This is a genomic window from Blastococcus deserti, assembly GCF_042682525.1.
In the GTDB taxonomy this organism is placed as follows: domain Bacteria; phylum Actinomycetota; class Actinomycetes; order Mycobacteriales; family Geodermatophilaceae; genus Blastococcus_B; species Blastococcus_B deserti.
On record NZ_JBHUHP010000016.1, the window covers coordinates 309,158 to 325,630 of the forward strand.

Sequence of the window (16,473 nt, forward strand, 5' to 3'; positions counted from 1 at the left end):
GACCGCAGGGGCGGGCCCGGCGGGCGGAAGTGCCGCGGGATGCCCGGCGTTGTGCCGGGCGTGAGCAGTTCGCCCGGTAGCCGCGAGGTCGACGTGGTGGTCATCGGCGCGGGGCAGGCGGGGCTGTCGACCGCCTGGGCGCTGGTGCACCAAGGGTTCGCGCCCGGCACCGGCTTCGTCGTCCTCGACGCCGACGAGGCCCCCGGCGGAGCGTGGCAGCACCGCTGGCCCTCCCTCACCCTCGGCACCACGCACCGGGTGCACGACCTCCCGGGCCTGCCGTTCGCACCCGGCGCGGGCGAGCTGCGCGCGGCCGACGCCGTCCCGGCGTACTTCGCCGACTACGAGCGCCGCTTCGACCTGCCGGTGCACCGGCCGGTCCGGGTCCGCGCCGTCCGGCGCACCGACGACGACCGTTTCCGCGTGGAGAGCGACTCCGGGGAGTGGACGGCGCGCGCGATCGTCAACGCGACCGGCACCTGGACCCGCCCGTTCGTGCCGCGCTACCCGGGCCAGGAGCTGTTCCGGGGCCGGCAGCTGCACACGGTCGACTACCGCTCCGCCGACGAGTTCGCCGGCCGGCACGTCGTCGTGGTCGGCGGCGGGGCTTCGGCCACCCAGCTGCTCGGCGAGATCTCGACGGTCACGAGCACGACCTGGGTGACCCGCCGGCCGCCGGTCTGGCGGGAGGGCCCGTTCGACGAGGACGCCGGCCGGCGCGCGGTCGCCCTGGTCGAGGAGGCGGTGCGGGAGGGCCGCCGTCCCGGCAGCGTGGTCGGCGTCACCGGACTGCTGGTGTCCACGCCCTACGTCCGGGACGCCCTCGAGCGAGGGGTCCTGGAGCGGCTGCCGATGTTCGACCTCATCACCGAGGACGGCGTCGCCTGGCACGACGGCCGGTTCGTCGCGGCGGACGTCATCCTCTGGGCGACCGGCTTCCGGGCCGCGGTGCGGCACCTGGCCCCGCTCCGCCTGCGCGGTAAGCACGGGGGCATCCGCATGGAGGGCACGCACGTCGCCGGGGAGCCGCGGATCCACCTGGTCGGCTACGGCCCCTCGGCCAGCACGATCGGCGCCAACCGTGCCGGCCAGGCGGCCGCGCGGCAGCTGCGCCGGCTGCTGAAGGATCCCGGGGAACTCCCCCGCACCGCCTGAGTTCGCGGCTGGGGGTCGGTTCAGGGTCGGTTCAGGGCGCTCCCCGATGTGCCGGGACGCGCCCGGCCGACAGGGTTCCTCGCATGACCTCTTCCTTCCCCGGCAGCGGGGCGATCGCATGATCTCCGCGCAGAGCCTCACCAAGATCTACGGCGCCAAGGCCGCCGTCGACGGCCTCACCTTCACGGTCGAGCCGGGCCGGGTCACCGGTTTCCTCGGGCCCAACGGTGCCGGCAAGTCGACGACGATGCGCATGATCCTCGGCCTCGACCGGCCCACCTCCGGCAGCGCCACCGTCAACGGCCGCCGCTACCAGGACTTCCCCGCCCCGCTGCGCGAGGTGGGCGCGCTCCTGGAGGCGAGGGCCCTGCACCCTGGTCGCTCGGCCCGTGACCACCTGCGCTGGCTGGCCGCCAGCAACGGCATCCCGCGGGCACGGGTGGACGAGGTGCTCGGCCTGGTCGGGCTGGAGGCGGTCGCCGACAAGCGGGCCGGCACGTTCTCCCTCGGCATGGGCCAGCGGCTGGGCATCGGCGTCGCGCTGCTGGGCGACCCGCCCGTCGTCGTCCTGGACGAGCCGGTCAACGGGCTGGACCCCGAGGGCATCCGCTGGGTCCGCACCCTCGCCCGCGAGCTGGCGGCGCAGGGTCGCACGGTGTTCGTCTCCAGCCACCTCATGTCGGAGATGGCGCTGACCGCCGACCACCTCGTGGTCGTGGGCCGCGGCCGCATCCTGGCCGACTGCTCCATGTCCGACTTCATCGCCGAGCACGCCGCCTCCTACGTCCGCGTGGCGAGCCCGCAGCGCGGCGAGGTCGCCGACCTGCTGCGGCGGCAGGGCCTGGACGTCGCCGTCCACGACGGGGAGCTCCAGGTGCAGGGGACGGACGCCGCTGCCATCGGGGAGCTCGTCGGCAGGAGCGGCCTGCTGCTCCACGAGCTCACCCTCGTCCGCTCCTCTCTCGAGGACGCGTTCATGACACTGACCGCCGACAGCGTCGAGTACGCCGCTGCCGCCACCCCCGCAGGGATCGCCCGATGACCGTGACCACCACCTCGCGCACCGTGACGCTCGATCCCCACCGCAACGTCCCGGGCGTGCGGCGTCCGGGGTTCCCCGACACGCTGCGCGCCGAGTGGATCAAGTTCTGGTCGGTGCGGTCGACGTTCTGGTCGACCGCGATGCTGTTCCTCCTCGGCGCCGGGCTGACCACGCTCGTCTGCGCGACCAGCGCCGAGTGGCTGGCCGGCGGCGAGGCCGACGAGTCGCCGCTGTCGTTCGTCACCTGGGGGATGATGTTCGCCCAGATCACCGCCATCGCGCTGGGCACGCTCGTCGTCACCACCGAGTACGGCACCGGGATGATCCGCGCGACCCTGGCCGCGACTCCGCGGCGGGGGGCCGTCCTCGCCGCCAAGGCGCTGGTGCTGAGCAGCACGCTCTTCGTCGCGGGGACCGTCACCGCCTTCGCGGGGTTCTTCGGCGGCAACTGGTTCTTCGACCGCGAGGGCATCGGGGTGGCCCTGGGCGACCAGGGCGTGCTGCGTGCGCTGATCGGGAGCGGTCTCTACCTGGCCGGGCTGGGACTGCTGGCCGCTGCGGTCGGGCTGCTGATCCGGCACACGGCGGCGGCGCTCTCCGTCGTCCTGGGCCTGATCTTCGTGGTCGGCAACATGACGTTCCTGCTCCCCGGCACGTGGGGTGAGTGGATCGGCAAGCTGATGCCGGGCAACGCGGGCTCGCGGCTGGCCACCCCGGTGTCGTTCAACCCGCAGCTGCTGGACCCGTGGGTGGGGTTCGCGGTGTTCTGCGGGGAGGTCGCCGCCGTCGTGGTGGTGGCCGGGCTGGTCTTCCGCCGCCGGGACGCCTGAGTTCCGCACCGATCCGGCCCTCCCCCGGACCCGTCGGGGGAGGGTCAGGTCGTGACGCCGGCGCCCCGGAGGGCCTCCGCCACTGCCTCCGGATGACCAGCGGCCGGGACGGCGAAGGAGATCGCGTAGTGCCGGGCCGCGACGTCCCGCGCACTCACGCTGACGTGGACGACGTACGTGCCCGCGGTCAGGTCGCGCCAGAGGAGGCTTCCCGGCTGCCCGCTGTCGGCAGAGGACACCGGCTGCACGCCCGCCACCAGACCCCGACGGAGCTGCCCGCCGTCGGGCACGAACTTCACGTGCACGACGTCGACCAGTCGGGCCACCCGCGGAGGCAGGCTGCCCCGGTCGGTTCGCACGTCGGCCCACTTGAGCTCCCGGGAGGGCGGCTGCTTCCGCAGGGGCTCGGGCGCGTCGATGCGGAGAAGGATCACCCGCACGTCCTCGGCGGTGGACCGCCCATCGTTGGACACGGCCACCCGGAGCCAGTGGACGACGCCGTCGCCGTCGGTGGGGCCCCCGACGACCTTGGCCGCGGTCCCGAGCTCCGGCGGTGGGTCGGAGAGGACCAGCTTCGGGCGGCGGCGCCACCGCTCGAAACCGGGGCCGAAGAGCGCCACCACCACTGCCAGCGTCGTGGCGCCGGCGCTCGCCCAGGCCGCGGCGTCGTCCATGGCCGCAGCGTGCCGGAGCCACCGCCCGGCCGGCCCGTTCGCCGTCCGGAGCCACAGCGGCGGCACCGGTCCGATCGGCATGTCACGCATCGCCGTGGCCGACCAGGCACAGTGGAGGGGTGACCTCCTCCGATCCCCTGGCCGAGGGCGCGCGCCGCGCCGACCGATTCCTCACGCTGCTGAGCACCGACGAGGCGGCCGCGCACGACCTGCTCGACGGGATGGCGGAGGTCCGCGACCTGGTGTACCTGGGCGCGGGTCTGACCGCCGTCGCCCGCAACGAGGCCCATACGCTGCCCCCGGCCCAGCGCGCCCAGGCCAACACCCGGCAGCTGCGGCTGGGCATGCTGCGCGACGCCAACCGTGACGATCCCGACGGGCTGCGGACGTGGCTGCGCCGGTCGGGCGAGGAGATCCTGCTCATCCGCTCGCAGCAGGCGATCGCCAACCGGGTCGGCGCGGAGGCTCGGGAACGGACGGCCAGGCGCGTCGCTGACGAGGCCCTCGGCGGCGCCGGCGACGGTGCGACCGGTTCCCTCGTGCGGTCACCTCGTCCGACGTCGTGAGGGCCCGGCCCCGGCTATCGCTCGTCCTCGTCGGTGTCGCCCTGCCGGTGCTGAACCCGGCGCCGTGAATGCGGTCGGGCGCCGTGGTGCTCCGATCAGCCCAGGACCGCGTCGACGACGGCGTGGGGACCGAACCGGCCGAGGTCGGCCACCATGTCGGTGAGCGTCGCCCGGAACCACTCGTCCTGTGCGACGTCGTCCGGGAAGACCCGCTGCATGCCGAGCAGGCCGGTGACGAGTCGCTGCGCCGACGACCCCGCGGACCCGGTTACCCGGATCAGTTCGTCCGCCAGGGGATCCTCGAGGCTCCACTCGTAGCCGCCGGACGCCGCGCTTCCGACGTACGCCATCCAGGCGGCGACGGCGAGCGCCGCGAGCACGGGCTCCCGCCCCGCCGCGCGGCTCTCGGCCATCGGTCGCAGCAGGCGCTGCGGGATCTTCTGGGTGCCGTCCATGGCGACCTGTCGCGTCCGGTGCCGCAACCAGGGGTTGCCGAAGCGTCGCACGACGCCCGCGCAGAAGGCGTCGACATCGGTGCCCGGGGGTGCGTCGATCGTCGGGGCCATCTCCCGCCGCACCAGCGCGTCGGCGTACGCCGCGAACTCCGGGACGTCGACGGCGTCGGAGATGTGCGGTAGCTGCGCGAGCAGCCCGAGATAGGCGAGGGCGGAGTTGCTCGCGTTCACCAGCCTCAGCTTCATCAGCTCGTACGGCGTCACATCGTGGGTGAACGTGACGCCCACCTGTTCCCACGCCGGACGGGCGCCCCGGAACCGGTCCTCCACGACCCACTGCGTGAAGGTCTCGGTGACCAGCGCCGCCTCGTCGCGCAGGCCGAGCCGCCGCTGCACCTCGTGGACGGCCTCCTCGCTGGTGGCGGGAACGATGCGATCGACCATCGTGCTGGGGAAGGCGACGTTCTCCGAGATCCACTCCTCGAGGCCGTCCGTGCTCTCCTCCGGCAGCAGCCGGCAGAAGTCGCGGACGACCGTCTCCGCGGTCCGCCCGTTCGCGGACACGTTGTCGCACGGGATGATCGTCAGCGGTCCCGCGTCCTCGGCACGGCGTCGCTGCAGACCCCGGACGAGCTGGCCCACGGCGGTACGGGGAACGCGGGCACCGAGGTCGGCGCGAACCTCCTCGTCGACCCGGAGCCGCCCGGTCGCGAGGTCGGCGTGGTAACCCTTCTCGGTCACGGTCAGCGAGACGATCCGCGTCGTCGGGGCCGCCAGACGGGCGATCACCAGGTCCGGGTCCGCTCCCGCGAAGAGCACCTCGCGAAGGCTGCCGACGACCCGGAGCCTGCTCTCGTCCTTCTCCCGCTCGAGCACGCTGTAGAGGAAGTCCTGCGGTGCGAGAGTGTTGAGCACGCCAGGGCTGCGCTGCGAGACCCCGCAGATGCCCCAGTCGCTGGAGCCCGTCGCCGCCGCTGCCGCCTCGGTGTAGACCGCCTGGTGTGCACGGTGGAAGGCGCCGATCCCCAGATGCACGATGCCGCAGGACAAGGCGCCCGGCTCGACGGCCGGCCGATGGGCGGTGTCCAGGCGCGGCAGGGTCTCCAGGCACAAGCGCTCCGTCACGCCGCCATCCTGCCAACCGGCACCACCGGTTCTCCTCCTGCCGCGGCACGCCCGCCCGCACGGGCGGCCTCCGTACGGGCGGCCCGGGGATGACCACCGCCGCTCAGGAGCGCGGGGCCGACCGGGCCGCCGCTGAGGCCAGCGGCAGCGCCGCGGCCAGCGACGCCGCCACGACGACGTAGGTCCAGTCCAGCCCGATCCCGGCGGCGACGAGGCCGAGGACCAGCGCCCCGGTCGCGGTGCCGGCGTCGAAGGAGGCGTTCCACATGGCACTGGCCGTCGTCGTCCCGCCCTCGCCGGCGCGCGCGAAGGCCGAGACCAGCGTCAGGTTCTGCGTGGCGCCGAAGCCGGCGCCGAACACGGCCGCACCGACCAGCACCCAGGCCGCCCCCGCCGCGAGCCCCACGGCGACGACCACCAGCCCGACCGCCGCCACGCCGAGCCCCAGCGGCAGGAGCAGCCGGGTGCCCAGGCGGTCGGCCAGCATGCCGGCACGCCAGCGGGTGATCGCGCCGGTGAGGCCGAACACCAGCAGGGCCGCGGTCGCCAGCACGCCGTCCGGGCGCTCGATGGGCAGGAACGTGACCAGGCCGCCGCCGGCCAGGGTGACCACGAACAGCACCGCCGAGGGCGCGAGCGCGGCGACCACCGCGACCCGGTGCGAACCGGCGGGTCCCGCGCCCGGCTGGGGTCCCACCGTCCGCACGAGCAGCGGGACCAGCGCGACGGCGAGGACCGGCGACGCCGCCAGCCACGACAGCCAGCCCACGTGGCCGTCGAGCACCAGGGCGGCACCGGCCGGGACGGCCACCAGGTTGGGAACGGCGATCGCGAGCCCGTACAGGCCGATCGACTCCCCCCGTCGCCCGGGGGGCGCGACCTGGGCGGCGAGGGTCGCGCCGAGCACGGTGAGCACGGCGAAGCCGGCCCCACGGATCGCCGAGAGCGCGGAGATCCAGGCGACCCCGTCGTCGAGCACGTAGAGCGGCGACGGCGCTCCCATGGCGACCAGTCCGGCGACGAGCACCGGACCCACTCCGAAACGGGCGGTGAGGGCCGGGATCGCTGCCTGCACCGCGATCGTGACCAGGAGGAACACGGCGGTGACGACGCCCGCGGTGCTCTCGGCCGCACCCCCGGACACCGCGTAGACGGGCAGCGATGCCAGGGTCAGGCAGTAGCTGGCGAACCCCAGCACCGTGACCCCGATCAGGGCCTGCATGCCGCGGCCCCGCCACAGCGCCGTCCGCTCCTCGACCGCTCCCCCGCTCACCCCCCGAGCATGTCAAAGGACGTCCTCCCCACACCTCGCCGGCTGGTGCGGGCCCCTGGACGAGGCCGTCAGCGGGACGGGTAGGCAGGAGGCATGCCCCTGCTCACGGTCGGCCACGGACCCGAGGACCGTGCGGCCCTGGGCGCCCGGCTCGCCGCGGCCCGCGTCGAGCGGCTGGTGGACGTCCGCCGGTTCCCCGGGAGCCGCAACAATCCCGACGTGAGCCGGGAGTCGCTCGAGGGCTGGCTGCCCGCGCTTGGCATCGGCTACCGGTGGGAGGAGCGCCTCGGCGGGCGCCGGCGGCTGCCACCGGGTGAGCCGGTCGAGGACGGCTGGTGGACCGTCGCCCAGTTCGCGGCCTACGCCGCCCACACCCGGACGCCGGAGTTCGGGGCCGCACTCGACGAGCTGCTCGCGGAATCACGGCACGAGACGGTCGCGGTGATGTGCAGCGAGAGCGTGTGGTGGCGCTGTCACCGGCGGCTGATCGCCGACGTCGCCGTCCTCGCCCGGGGTGTGCCCGTCGCACACCTGATGCCCGACGGCCGGCTGACCCCGCACCGCCCGTCGGAGGGGGCGGTGGTCGGCGACGGCGTCGTCCGCTGGCCCCCGCCCCCAGCTTTCGGTACAGAAACCTGAGGCGGGAAGCGCAGCTTTAGGTACAGAAAGCGAGGATGCGGGTCAGCTCATGTGCGCGTAGCGGTGGTCGGTCGGCGGGACGAACGTCTCCTTGATCGACCGGGTGCTCGTCCAGCGCTGCAGGTTCTGCGGGGCGCCGGCCTTGTCGTTGGTGCCCGAGGCCCGCCCGCCGCCGAAGGGCTGCTGGCCGACGACCGCGCCGGTCGGCTTGTCGTTGACGTAGAAGTTGCCCGCCGCGTTGCGGAGGAACTGCTGCGCGTGCGCGATGGCGGCACGGTCCTGGGCGATCACCGACCCGGTCAGCGCGTACGGCGCCACCGACTCCATCTGGGCCAGGACGGCGTCGTAGTCGGCGTCGTCGTAGACGTGCACCGCCAGGACGGGGCCGAAGTACTCGGTGGTGAACACCTCGTGGTCGGGGTCGGTGCCCTCGATGATCGTCGGCCGCACGAAGAAGCCCTCGCTGTCGTCGGCGGTGCCACCGGCGACGACGGTCAGCGCGTCGTCGTCCTTCGCCCGCTCCAGGACGCCGGAGAGCCGGGAGAAGGACCTGCGGTCGATCACCGCGCCCATGAAGTTGGAGAAGTCCGTGACGTCGCCCATCGCCAGCGACTCCGTCGTCGCCACGAGGTCGTCGCGCAGCCGTGACCAGACGCTGCGCGGGACGTAGGCGCGGGAGGCGGCCGAGCACTTCTGGCCCTGGTACTCGAAGGCGCCGCGGATGAGGGCCGTCCGGAGCACGTCGACGTCGGCGGAGGCGTGCGCGACGACGAAGTCCTTCCCGCCGGTCTCACCGACGATGCGCGGGTAGCCGCGGTAGGAGGCGATGTTCTCCCCCACGGTGCGCCACAGGTGCTGGAACACCGCCGTCGACCCGGTGAAGTGGATCCCCGCCAGGTCCCGGTCGGCGAGCGCCACCTCCGACACCGGGATGCCGTCGCCGGTCACCAGGTTGATCACGCCGGGCGGGAGACCGGCCGCCTCCAGCAGCCGCATGGTGAAGTGCGCGGCGAACTGCTGGGTCGGCGAGGGCTTCCAGACGACGGTGTTGCCCATCAGCGCCGGCGCGGTGGGCAGGTTGCCGGCGATCGCGGTGAAGTTGAACGGCGTGATCGCGTAGACGAAGCCCTCGAGGGGGCGGTGGTCGACCCGGTTCCACACGCCCGGCGAGGATTCGGGCTGCTCGGCCATGATCTGGCGGGCGAAGTGCACGTTGAAGCGCCAGAAGTCGATCAGCTCGCACGCGGAGTCGATCTCGGCCTGGTAGGCGGTCTTGCTCTGGCCGAGCATGGTCGCCGCGTTCAGCGTCTGCCGCCACGGACCGGCCAGCAGGTCCGCTGCCTTGAGGAAGACCGCGGCGCGGTCGTCGAACGACAGCTCCTGCCAGGCCGGCGCCGCCTCCTTCGCCGCACGGACGGCCGCCTGCGCGTCGGCGTGGGTGGCCTGCGCGGACGTGCCGAGCACCGCGCTGTGCCGGTGCGGCTGGACCACCTCGAACTTCTCGCCCGACGCCATGCGCTGGGTCCCGCCGATCGTGCTGGTCAGCTCGATCGGCTCCGCGGCCAGCTCGGTCAGCCGGGCCTGCAGCGCGGCGCGTTCGGCCGAGCCGGGGGCGTAGGTGAGCACCGGCTCGTTGCGGGGAGCCGGGACCCGGGTGACGGCGTCCATGGTCGGTACCTCTTTCAGGACGGGCGGTTCAGGAGCGGGTGACGAGCGAGCGCAGGAAGAAGCCGACGTTGGCCGGCCGCTCGGCCAGCCGGCGCATGAAGTACGCGTACCAGTCGACGCCGTAGGGGACGTAGGCCCGCACCCGCGTGCCGGCGGCGGCCAGGCGTCGCTGCTCCTCGGGGCGGATGCCGTAGAGCATCTGCACCTCCCAGGAGTCGGGGGCCCGCGAGTGCTGGGCGGCCAGCTCGTGGGCCCGCGCGACCATCGCGGGGTCGTGCGAACCCACCATCGGGTACCCCGGGCCCGCCATGAGGATCTCCAGGCACCGGGCGTACGCGGCGTCGACGTCCTTCTTCTTCTGGTGGGCGACGGCCGCCGGCTCGTTGTAGGCGCCCTTCACCAGGCGGACCCGCGAGCCGGTGACGGCGAGGGCCTTGGCGTCGTCCTCGCTGCGGAAGAGCATGGCCTGCAGCACGGCGCCGGTGCCGGGGTGCTCCTTGCGCAGCTCGGCGAGGACGGCCAGCGTGGACTCGACGGTCCGGTGGTCCTCCATGTCGAGGGTGACCGTCGTGCCGATCGCCGTCGCCGCCTCCGCGACGGGGCGGACCAGCTCCAGGGCGAGGTCGTGGCCGTCGGGCAGCGACTGGCCGAACGCCGACAGCTTCACCGACACCTCGGCGGCGGCGCCCAGCTCCAGGGCGGCGAGCCCGTCGAGCAGGGCCAGGTAGGCGTCCCGCGAACGCTCCGCCTCGGCGCGGGTGGTGATGTCCTCGCCGAGGTGGTCGAGGGTGACCTGGATGCCGTCGGCGGACAGTGCCCGGACGGCGACGAGCGCGTCGTCCAGGGTCTCCCCCGCGACGAACCGGTCGACGACCCGGCGCGTGGCCGGGTTGCCGGTGACCACGCGACGCAGCCCGGGCCGACGGGATGCGGCCAGCAGGGCCTTCTGCAGGACCACGGGACCTCCAGGATGTCGGACGGCGCGGTGTCGGACCACGGGCACCTCGACGCTAGGCAGAACACCCCCTTCGGGCCAGGGACAGATGTCCAGAACCACCGACCGTGCTCTCATACAGTTGTACGAGGTGGCGGCACATCGTGGCCACCAGGGCCCGAGGGAGAGGACGGCGGGTGCGGGACGACCTGCAGGAGCTGGTCGACGAGGTGTCGCGGCTGCTGGGGGCCCCCGCGACGCTCGAGGACGCCGACTTCACGCTGCTGGCCTTCTGCGCGCACGACGACAGCGCCCCGGGGGCGATGGACGCCGTGCGCACCCGCTCCATCCTCACCCGCGGTTCACCCGCCGCCACCCGCAGCTGGTTCGAGGAGTTCGGCATCGCATCCGCCGAGGGCCCGCTGCGCACGCCGGCCGACCCGGACGCCGGCATCCTGACCCGCCTGGTCATCCCGGTGCGGCACGCGGGTCGCACCCGCGGCTACCTCTGGCTGCTCGACGGCGGCCGCATCGATCCCGCGGACGCCGACGACGCCGCGCTGTCGGCCGCGGTCGACCTCGCCGGCGACGCCGGGCGCCTGCTGGCGCAGCGCGCGGCCGCGGACGACGACCTGGCACGGCCGCTGACGGCAGCGCTGACCGGCGGGACGACCGCGCGCGTCCAGGCCCTCCGCGCGCTCGGCGCGGAACTCGGCGCCGACCTGCCGCTGGTGCTCGTGGCGCTGGTGCCCGGACCCGACGGGCTGCCCGAGGGCTGGCGGCGGCCGGCGGCCGGCGCGGTCGCGACGGTGCTCCCCGACGACCCCGCGGGGCCGGTGGCCGCGGTCCTCGTGCCGCTGGCCGGGACGGCGGACCTCCGCCCCGCCGGCGCGCTCGCCGCGGCGTCCCTGGCCGGTCTGCCCCGGGGCAGCACGGCCGGGGTGTCGCAGGTGCGACGCGGCGTCGAGGAGCTCCCCGGCCAGTGGGCCCAGGCGCGCGCCGCCGCACGGGTCGCCGCGGCGGAACCCCGGTTCTCCCCCGTCGCCCAGTGGGCCGAGCTCGGCGCCTGGCGGCCGGTCACCGAACTGGCCGGCCCCGATCCGGTCGTCGTCCCCCTGCTGGCCGATCCGGTCCTCAGCGCGACCGCCGAGGTCTACCTCGACTGCGCGGGCAGCGCCTCGCGCGCCGCGACGGCCCTGCAGATCCACCGCCAGACGCTGTACTACCGGCTCTCGCGCATCGAGGCGCTCACCGGGCTGGACCTGGCCGACGGCGGCGCCCGGCTCCTGCTGCACACCTCGCTCCGGGCGGCACGGCTCGTGCCCTGACCGGCCGCGGGGACGGTCCCCTAGGCTCGCCGGCGATGGCTGAGCGAGACGGGACTGCGCGCGACGGCGACAGCGACGGCGACGTCATGCGCCGGCTCCGCATCCGGACCGCCGACGAGCACGAGCACCTCGAACGCACCCTCGACCTGCTCTCTCCGCAGCTGGGTCGCGGCCGGCTCGGCGAGATCCTCGGCCGGATGCACGGGTTCTGGCTCGCCGCCGAGGCGGGCCTGGACGCGTGGGCCGCCCGCAGCCCGGCCGACGCGGACGACGTCGCCTGGCCGCGGCGCCGCCGGGCGGCCCTCTTCGGCGAAGACCTGACCCGCCTGGGGAGAACGGCGACCGGCGAGGTGCCGGAGCTCGCCGCCGTGGCCGACACCGATCAGGCGCTGGGGCGGCTCTACGTGCTGGAGGGCTCCACGCTCGGCGGCACGTTCATCGACCGGCACCTGGCCGGTCTGCCGCACCTGTCCGACGTCGGCATCCGCGCCTTCGCCCCCTATGGCAGCGAGACCGGGGCGATGTGGGCGGCCTTCCGGCGGGCGACCCGCGCGCGGGCGGCCCGCGGCGGGGACACCGACGTCATGCTGATCTCCGCGCGGGCCACGTTCCAGGCGCTGGCCGCCTGGTGCGGCGCCGTCGCGCCGGCCCCGGCGTCCCGCCCGACCTGAGCCGCGGGCAGGACGGCGGCCCACCCCCGGGAACCTCCGGCGGCGGGCGGCAGGCGCGTCAGCCCTCCGGCTCGGGAGCGGTGAACCGGGGGGTGAGCCCGTCGTCGGGCACTCCGCCCTTCCCGGGCAGCGGCGCCTCGTCCTCGGCGGCGCGCAGCTGCTGCAGGGACTCCTCCACCGGCCGCTCCTGCAGCTTCCGCGCGTCGCGCTCGAGCGCGGCCAGCAGCCGCTCCTCGTCCGGCGCCAGGTCACCGGGGCCGAGGTGACCGCCGGGTTGCCCGGCGTCGGAGCCGGAGGCCATGCCACTGCCGGGAAGCCCGTCGTCGGGGTCGGTGCCGTGCGGTCCGGCCATGCTCATCGGGATCTCCTGACCAGAGCTCATCGGGGGAAGTTCGGCTCGAGCCGGGGCACGATCTGCATCTCCGGCACGAACGCCGTGGGATGCAGCAGCAGCAGCGTGCGCACCATGTCCGCCACCGCGGACGGCGGCATCATCAGGTGGGAGGGGATGCCCCACTGCTCCATCATCGGGGTGTCCATGGCGGCCGGGATGACGGCCTGCACGCGGCACGGGAAGGGGCGCTCCGAGCCGTCGGGCTGCCGGATCGCCTTCTCCCGCAGCTCCCGCTGGATGCACCGCGTGGCGTTGAGGAAGCCGGCCTTCGAGCCGTTGTAGGCGATCGCCCCGCTCCCGGCGGTGATGGCCGACAGGGACACGATGTGCACCACGTCGGCGGTGCGGCCCTCGGGCAGGTGCTGCACCCGCTTCATGAACTCGCTGGTCAGGAAGATGGGGCCCTCGCAGTTCACCGCCTGCACCCGCTGGTAGTCGGCGAGGTCGATGTCGGTGATGTACCCGGGCCGGTCGATGCCGGCCACGTTCACCAGGACGTCGAAGGCGTCCCCGTGCCGGTCGAAGAGGTCGGCAACGACCTCGCGCCGGTTGGCGTCGTCGGTCACGTCCAGCGCCACCACGTCGGCCGATCCGCCCGCGTCGACGACCCGCGCGCGCGTCTGCTCGCTGCCCGCCCCGTCGATGTCGGCGATCACCACGTGGGCTCCGGCCTCGGCCAGTGCCACCGCGGTGGCCCGTCCCAGTCCGCTCGCCCCGCCGGTGACCAGGGCGACCCGGCCCTTCAGGGCACCGGTGTCCTCCATCGACCCCTCCGTCCACGTTCGGTTGCTCTCCGGGAACAGCCTGTCGGAAGAGCCGGCCCGCCGCAGGTCGGGCCGAGGAGGTCAGCCGACCCCGGCGCGACCGCCGGCGGAGGCACCGCGCAGCCGCTGGGCCGGGGTGGCCCAGGCGTCGGCCAGCGTGACGGTGCGCAGTCCGCGCTGCGCGATGAGGTCCAGCAGGTCGCCGTAGACCGTCGTCACGGTGCGGTGGTTGGCGTGCCCGACGATGATGCGCTGCGCCGCGAACCACTCCCGGGCCGCGGCCATCAGCTCCGCGGCGGTCAGGACGCGGGAGTCCTCGAGCGTGCCGTTCCACATGGCGATGGTGGGATGCCCCTGCTCGGCCGCGATCCGGTCGATGCGCTCGTCCCGTGCGCCGAAGGGCGGCCGGAAGAACGGGCTGTCGCGCACCCCGAAGACCGAGCGCAGGAAGTCGCGGTTGCGCCGGATCTCCTCGGCCACCTCGCGGTCGCCCAGCGTCGTCAGGTCGGGGTGGGACCAGGTGTGGTTGCCCAGGGCGACCTGACCGGAGTCGACCAGCGGTCGGAGCACGCCCGCGTTGTCCTCCCACGAGCGGTAGCAACCGTTGGGGAAGAAGGTCAGGCGCGTCCCGGTCTCGGTCGCGAAGGCGGCGAACGCGGCCACGACCTCGCTGTTCGTCCCGTCGTCGATGGTGAGGGCGAGGGAGGTGCCCTCGCCGGGCAGCGCGTCCACGACCCCGGTCGGCGGAGGGACCGGTACGGGCGAGGGCACCTCCACGGTGCGCACCGACGCCGCGGTCCGGGGCGCGGCGACCGGGGGCGGATCGGTGTCGACCAGACCGGCCGTGCCACGACCCACCGCCGCACCGGCCAGACCGGCCGCGAGAGCGAGCAGGAACCTCCGTCGGTCCATGGCGCGGACGGTAGGAGCGACCCGGGACCGTTCCGCGGCAGGCGACGGCCGACGCGCCGGACCACTTCGCCACGCACACGGAGCGATCCGGAACGTAACCGAAAGCCTGACCCAGTGACACCGGAGCGTCACGTGGCGTCGCGATCGGCCACTCACCCGGGCGGGGGGTCTACCGGTCCAGCCATGTACTCCAACGTTCCAGGACTTAACACTGTGTACCGACACAACTACGCACACGGAAGTGCGCACATCACAGGGAGGTGTACGGATGCACAGCAACCAGCAGGAACCTTCGCCGGTCGCGCCCAGTTACGGCGTGACCTGGGGTGGGGTCCCCCGGCACGCGCGACGGGCGATGACCGTTGCCGTGGCCACGCTCGTGGCGGCAGGGCTCACCGGTCCCGCCGTCGCGTCCGCGGCCACGCTGACGTCGTCGGCCGACCCGGTGTCGGTCATCGTGCGGGAGTCGGCCGGCTCGGGGAACGCGCCCGAGCGGGCGGTCTCCGCGTTCGGTGGGTCGGTGGGTCGCCCGCTCGACATCATCGGTGGTTTCACCGCCGAGGTGCCGGCTGACCGGATCGAGGCGCTCCGCGGCGTGGCCGGCGTCCAGTCGGTCACCGTGGACGCCGGTCTCGAGCTCCAGAGCGCCGACGTCGAGAGCCAGGCGGCCCAGGCCGGCTCGCTCTACACCATCGCCAACGAGGTCACTGGCGCGTCGGCGATGTGGGACGCGGGCTACACGGGGGCCGGCGTCGACGTCGCCGTCATCGACTCGGGGATCGTCCCGGTCGACGGGCTGAACGGGACCAAGGTCGTCCACGGCCCGGACCTGACGCTCGAGAACCACACGCCCGCCCAGAACCTGGACACCTACGGTCACGGCACGAACATGGCCGGGATCATCGCCGGCCGCGATGCGGCGGCCGGCACGGTCAGCGGGAACTCCACCGACTTCGTCGGCATGGCTCCCGACGCGCGGATCGTCAGCATCAAGGTCGCTGACGCCAAGGGCCAGACCGACGTGTCGCAGGCCATCGCGGCCATCGACTGGGTGGTCCAGAACCACGACAAGAACGGGATGAACATCCGCGTTCTCAACATGTCGTTCGGGACCGACGGTGTGCAGGACTACGTGCTCGACCCGCTGGCCTTCGCGGCCGAGCAGGCCTGGCACGAGGGCATCGTGGTCGTCGTCGCCGTGGGCAACGAGGGATTCGGCACGCAGAAGGTCAACAACCCGGCGTACGACCCCTACCTGATCGCCGTCGGCAGCGGCAACACCAACGGCACGGCCACCACGGCCGACGACGTCGTCTCCGCGTTCTCGAACGACGGCGACGGCACCCGCAACCCCGACCTCGTCGCCCCCGGCGAGAAGGTCGTCAGCCTGCGGGTGCCCGGGTCCTACCTGGACACCCAGTACCCGGCTGCCCGCATCGGTGAGCGGCTCTTCCGTGGCAGTGGCACGTCCCAGGCCGCCGCCGTGGTCTCGGGTGCCGCGGCGCTGCTGCTCCAGCAGCGTCCGGAGCTGACCCCGGACCAGGTCAAGGCCCTCCTCACGGGGTCGGCCGCGGCCATCCCCGGCGCCACCGCGGCGCAGCAGGGAGCCGGTCTGGTCGATCTGGCGAAGGCCAAGGACACCGCCACCCCGGTGGACGCGAAGCAGTCCTTCACGCTCGCCACGGGTGCCGGGTCCCTGGAGCTCTCCCGCGGCTCGGTGCACGTCACCGTCGCCGGCAAGGAGATCCGCGGTGAGGTCGACATCCGGGGCAAGGCGTTCGACGCCTCGTCCTGGGCCGCCGGTCTCAAGAAGGGCACGAACTGGTCCTCGTCGCTGCTCTCGGGCGTGACCTGGTCCGGCGTGACCTGGTCCGGCGTGACCTGGTCCGGCGTGACCTGGTCCGGCGTCACGTGGTCCGGGGTCACCTGGTCCGGCGTCACGTGGTCCGGGGTCACCTGGTCCGGCGTGACCTGGTCCGGCGTCACGTGGTCCGGGGTCACCTGGTCCGGCGTGACCTGGTCCGGCGTGACCTGGTCGTGACC

At 74.0% G+C, this 16,473-nt stretch carries 16 protein-coding genes; 8 read left to right on the plus strand and 8 right to left on the minus strand.

Annotated features, from left to right (window positions below; all coding sequences use genetic code 11):
• The first annotated feature begins 60 nt into the window (after positions 1-60).
• The 3 genes from ACFSHS_RS17230 to ACFSHS_RS17240 all read left to right on the plus strand — a co-directional run bounded on the left by ACFSHS_RS17230 (position 61) and on the right by ACFSHS_RS17240 (position 3,027).
• Entirely contained in the window at positions 61-1,155 is a 1,095-nt protein-coding gene (locus ACFSHS_RS17230) for an NAD(P)-binding domain-containing protein (protein ID WP_376878705.1), read from the plus strand.
• Between the two features lie 118 nt (positions 1,156-1,273).
• Positions 1,274-2,197 (plus strand): ABC transporter ATP-binding protein, encoded by a 924-nt coding sequence (locus ACFSHS_RS17235; protein WP_376878707.1) that lies wholly within the window; start codon positions 1,274-1,276, stop codon positions 2,195-2,197.
• Positions 2,194-3,027, plus strand: a complete 834-nt coding sequence (locus ACFSHS_RS17240; protein WP_376878709.1) for an ABC-2 transporter permease — start codon at positions 2,194-2,196, stop codon at positions 3,025-3,027. The genes ACFSHS_RS17235 and ACFSHS_RS17240 overlap by 4 nt, the downstream gene beginning before the upstream one ends.
• Positions 3,028-3,071: 44 nt before the next feature.
• Here the strand turns inward: ACFSHS_RS17240 and ACFSHS_RS17245 are convergent, their stop codons facing one another.
• Entirely contained in the window at positions 3,072-3,701 is a 630-nt protein-coding gene (locus ACFSHS_RS17245) for a hypothetical protein (protein ID WP_376878711.1), read from the minus strand.
• A gap of 119 nt (positions 3,702-3,820) precedes the next feature.
• Between ACFSHS_RS17245 and ACFSHS_RS17250 the strand changes: the two genes are divergently transcribed.
• The gene (locus ACFSHS_RS17250) at positions 3,821-4,267 is read left to right on the plus strand and encodes a hypothetical protein (protein ID WP_376878713.1); all 447 of its coding nucleotides are present in this window, start codon (positions 3,821-3,823) and stop codon (positions 4,265-4,267) included.
• A 95-nt stretch (positions 4,268-4,362) separates the two neighbouring features.
• On the opposite strand, the gene ACFSHS_RS17255 is transcribed toward ACFSHS_RS17250, so the two are convergent.
• Both ACFSHS_RS17255 and ACFSHS_RS17260 read right to left on the minus strand, forming a co-directional pair.
• Positions 4,363-5,847 carry a mannitol dehydrogenase family protein gene (locus ACFSHS_RS17255; RefSeq protein ID WP_376878715.1) on the minus strand — a complete coding sequence of 495 codons (1,485 nt, stop codon included), beginning with the start codon at positions 5,845-5,847 and terminating at the stop codon, positions 4,363-4,365.
• Between the two features lie 103 nt (positions 5,848-5,950).
• Positions 5,951-7,120: an MFS transporter gene (locus tag ACFSHS_RS17260; protein WP_376878717.1), complete on the minus strand. Its 1,170-nt coding sequence runs from the start codon at positions 7,118-7,120 to the stop codon at positions 5,951-5,953.
• Positions 7,121-7,213: 93 nt separating this feature from the next.
• Between ACFSHS_RS17260 and ACFSHS_RS17265 the strand changes: the two genes are divergently transcribed.
• On the plus strand, positions 7,214-7,759 hold the full coding sequence (locus ACFSHS_RS17265) for a DUF488 domain-containing protein (protein WP_376878719.1): 546 nt from the start codon (positions 7,214-7,216) through the stop codon (positions 7,757-7,759).
• 42 nt (positions 7,760-7,801) lie between these two features.
• On the opposite strand, the gene pruA is transcribed toward ACFSHS_RS17265, so the two are convergent.
• Together pruA and ACFSHS_RS17275 are read right to left on the minus strand one after the other, a co-directional pair.
• Positions 7,802-9,427 carry an L-glutamate gamma-semialdehyde dehydrogenase gene (gene pruA, locus ACFSHS_RS17270; protein WP_376878721.1) on the minus strand — a complete coding sequence of 542 codons (1,626 nt, stop codon included), beginning with the start codon at positions 9,425-9,427 and terminating at the stop codon, positions 7,802-7,804.
• 28 nt (positions 9,428-9,455) lie between these two features.
• A complete protein-coding gene (locus ACFSHS_RS17275) occupies positions 9,456-10,385 on the minus strand; it encodes a proline dehydrogenase family protein (protein ID WP_376878723.1) in 930 nt (309 codons plus the stop codon).
• Between the two features lie 173 nt (positions 10,386-10,558).
• Here ACFSHS_RS17275 and ACFSHS_RS17280 point away from each other — a divergent pair, with 173 nt between their 5' ends.
• Together ACFSHS_RS17280 and ACFSHS_RS17285 are read left to right on the plus strand one after the other, a co-directional pair.
• Entirely contained in the window at positions 10,559-11,689 is a 1,131-nt protein-coding gene (locus tag ACFSHS_RS17280) for a PucR family transcriptional regulator (RefSeq protein WP_376878725.1), read from the plus strand.
• Between the two features lie 35 nt (positions 11,690-11,724).
• Positions 11,725-12,360 (plus strand): biliverdin-producing heme oxygenase, encoded by a 636-nt coding sequence (locus tag ACFSHS_RS17285; RefSeq protein WP_376878727.1) that lies wholly within the window; start codon positions 11,725-11,727, stop codon positions 12,358-12,360.
• 58 nt (positions 12,361-12,418) lie between these two features.
• Here ACFSHS_RS17285 and ACFSHS_RS17290 read toward each other — a convergent pair whose 3' ends face one another.
• The 3 genes from ACFSHS_RS17290 to ACFSHS_RS17300 form a co-directional block, all read right to left on the minus strand.
• Entirely contained in the window at positions 12,419-12,718 is a 300-nt protein-coding gene (locus tag ACFSHS_RS17290) for a hypothetical protein (protein ID WP_376878729.1), read from the minus strand.
• Between the two features lie 20 nt (positions 12,719-12,738).
• Positions 12,739-13,518 carry an SDR family NAD(P)-dependent oxidoreductase gene (locus ACFSHS_RS17295; protein ID WP_376878731.1) on the minus strand — a complete coding sequence of 260 codons (780 nt, stop codon included), beginning with the start codon at positions 13,516-13,518 and terminating at the stop codon, positions 12,739-12,741.
• A gap of 81 nt (positions 13,519-13,599) precedes the next feature.
• Positions 13,600-14,430 (minus strand): polysaccharide deacetylase family protein, encoded by an 831-nt coding sequence (locus ACFSHS_RS17300; protein ID WP_376878733.1) that lies wholly within the window; start codon positions 14,428-14,430, stop codon positions 13,600-13,602.
• Between the two features lie 268 nt (positions 14,431-14,698).
• On the opposite strand from ACFSHS_RS17300, the gene ACFSHS_RS17305 reads away from it, so the two are divergent.
• Complete coding sequence (locus ACFSHS_RS17305) at positions 14,699-16,471, plus strand: S8 family serine peptidase (protein WP_376878735.1); 1,773 nt, start codon at positions 14,699-14,701, stop codon at positions 16,469-16,471.
• The last annotated feature ends 2 nt before the right edge of the window (positions 16,472-16,473 follow it).

Bases quoted from the DNA above. Each gene is read 5' to 3' on its own strand.
- ACFSHS_RS17235 (WP_376878707.1), top strand. From the start codon at position 1,274: ATGATCTCCGCGCAGAGCCTCACCAAGATCTACGGCGCCAAGGCCGCC.
- ACFSHS_RS17240 (WP_376878709.1), top strand. From the start codon at position 2,194: ATGACCGTGACCACCACCTCGCGCACCGTGACGCTCGATCCCCACCGC.
- ACFSHS_RS17245 (WP_376878711.1), bottom strand. From the start codon at position 3,701: ATGGACGACGCCGCGGCCTGGGCGAGCGCCGGCGCCACGACGCTGGCA.
- ACFSHS_RS17265 (WP_376878719.1), top strand. From the start codon at position 7,214: ATGCCCCTGCTCACGGTCGGCCACGGACCCGAGGACCGTGCGGCCCTG.
- pruA (WP_376878721.1), bottom strand. From the start codon at position 9,427: ATGGACGCCGTCACCCGGGTCCCGGCTCCCCGCAACGAGCCGGTGCTC.
- ACFSHS_RS17285 (WP_376878727.1), top strand. From the start codon at position 11,725: ATGGCTGAGCGAGACGGGACTGCGCGCGACGGCGACAGCGACGGCGAC.
- ACFSHS_RS17290 (WP_376878729.1), bottom strand. From the start codon at position 12,718: ATGAGCATGGCCGGACCGCACGGCACCGACCCCGACGACGGGCTTCCC.
- ACFSHS_RS17295 (WP_376878731.1), bottom strand. From the start codon at position 13,518: ATGGAGGACACCGGTGCCCTGAAGGGCCGGGTCGCCCTGGTCACCGGC.
- ACFSHS_RS17300 (WP_376878733.1), bottom strand. From the start codon at position 14,430: ATGGACCGACGGAGGTTCCTGCTCGCTCTCGCGGCCGGTCTGGCCGGT.
- ACFSHS_RS17305 (WP_376878735.1), top strand. From the start codon at position 14,699: ATGCACAGCAACCAGCAGGAACCTTCGCCGGTCGCGCCCAGTTACGGC.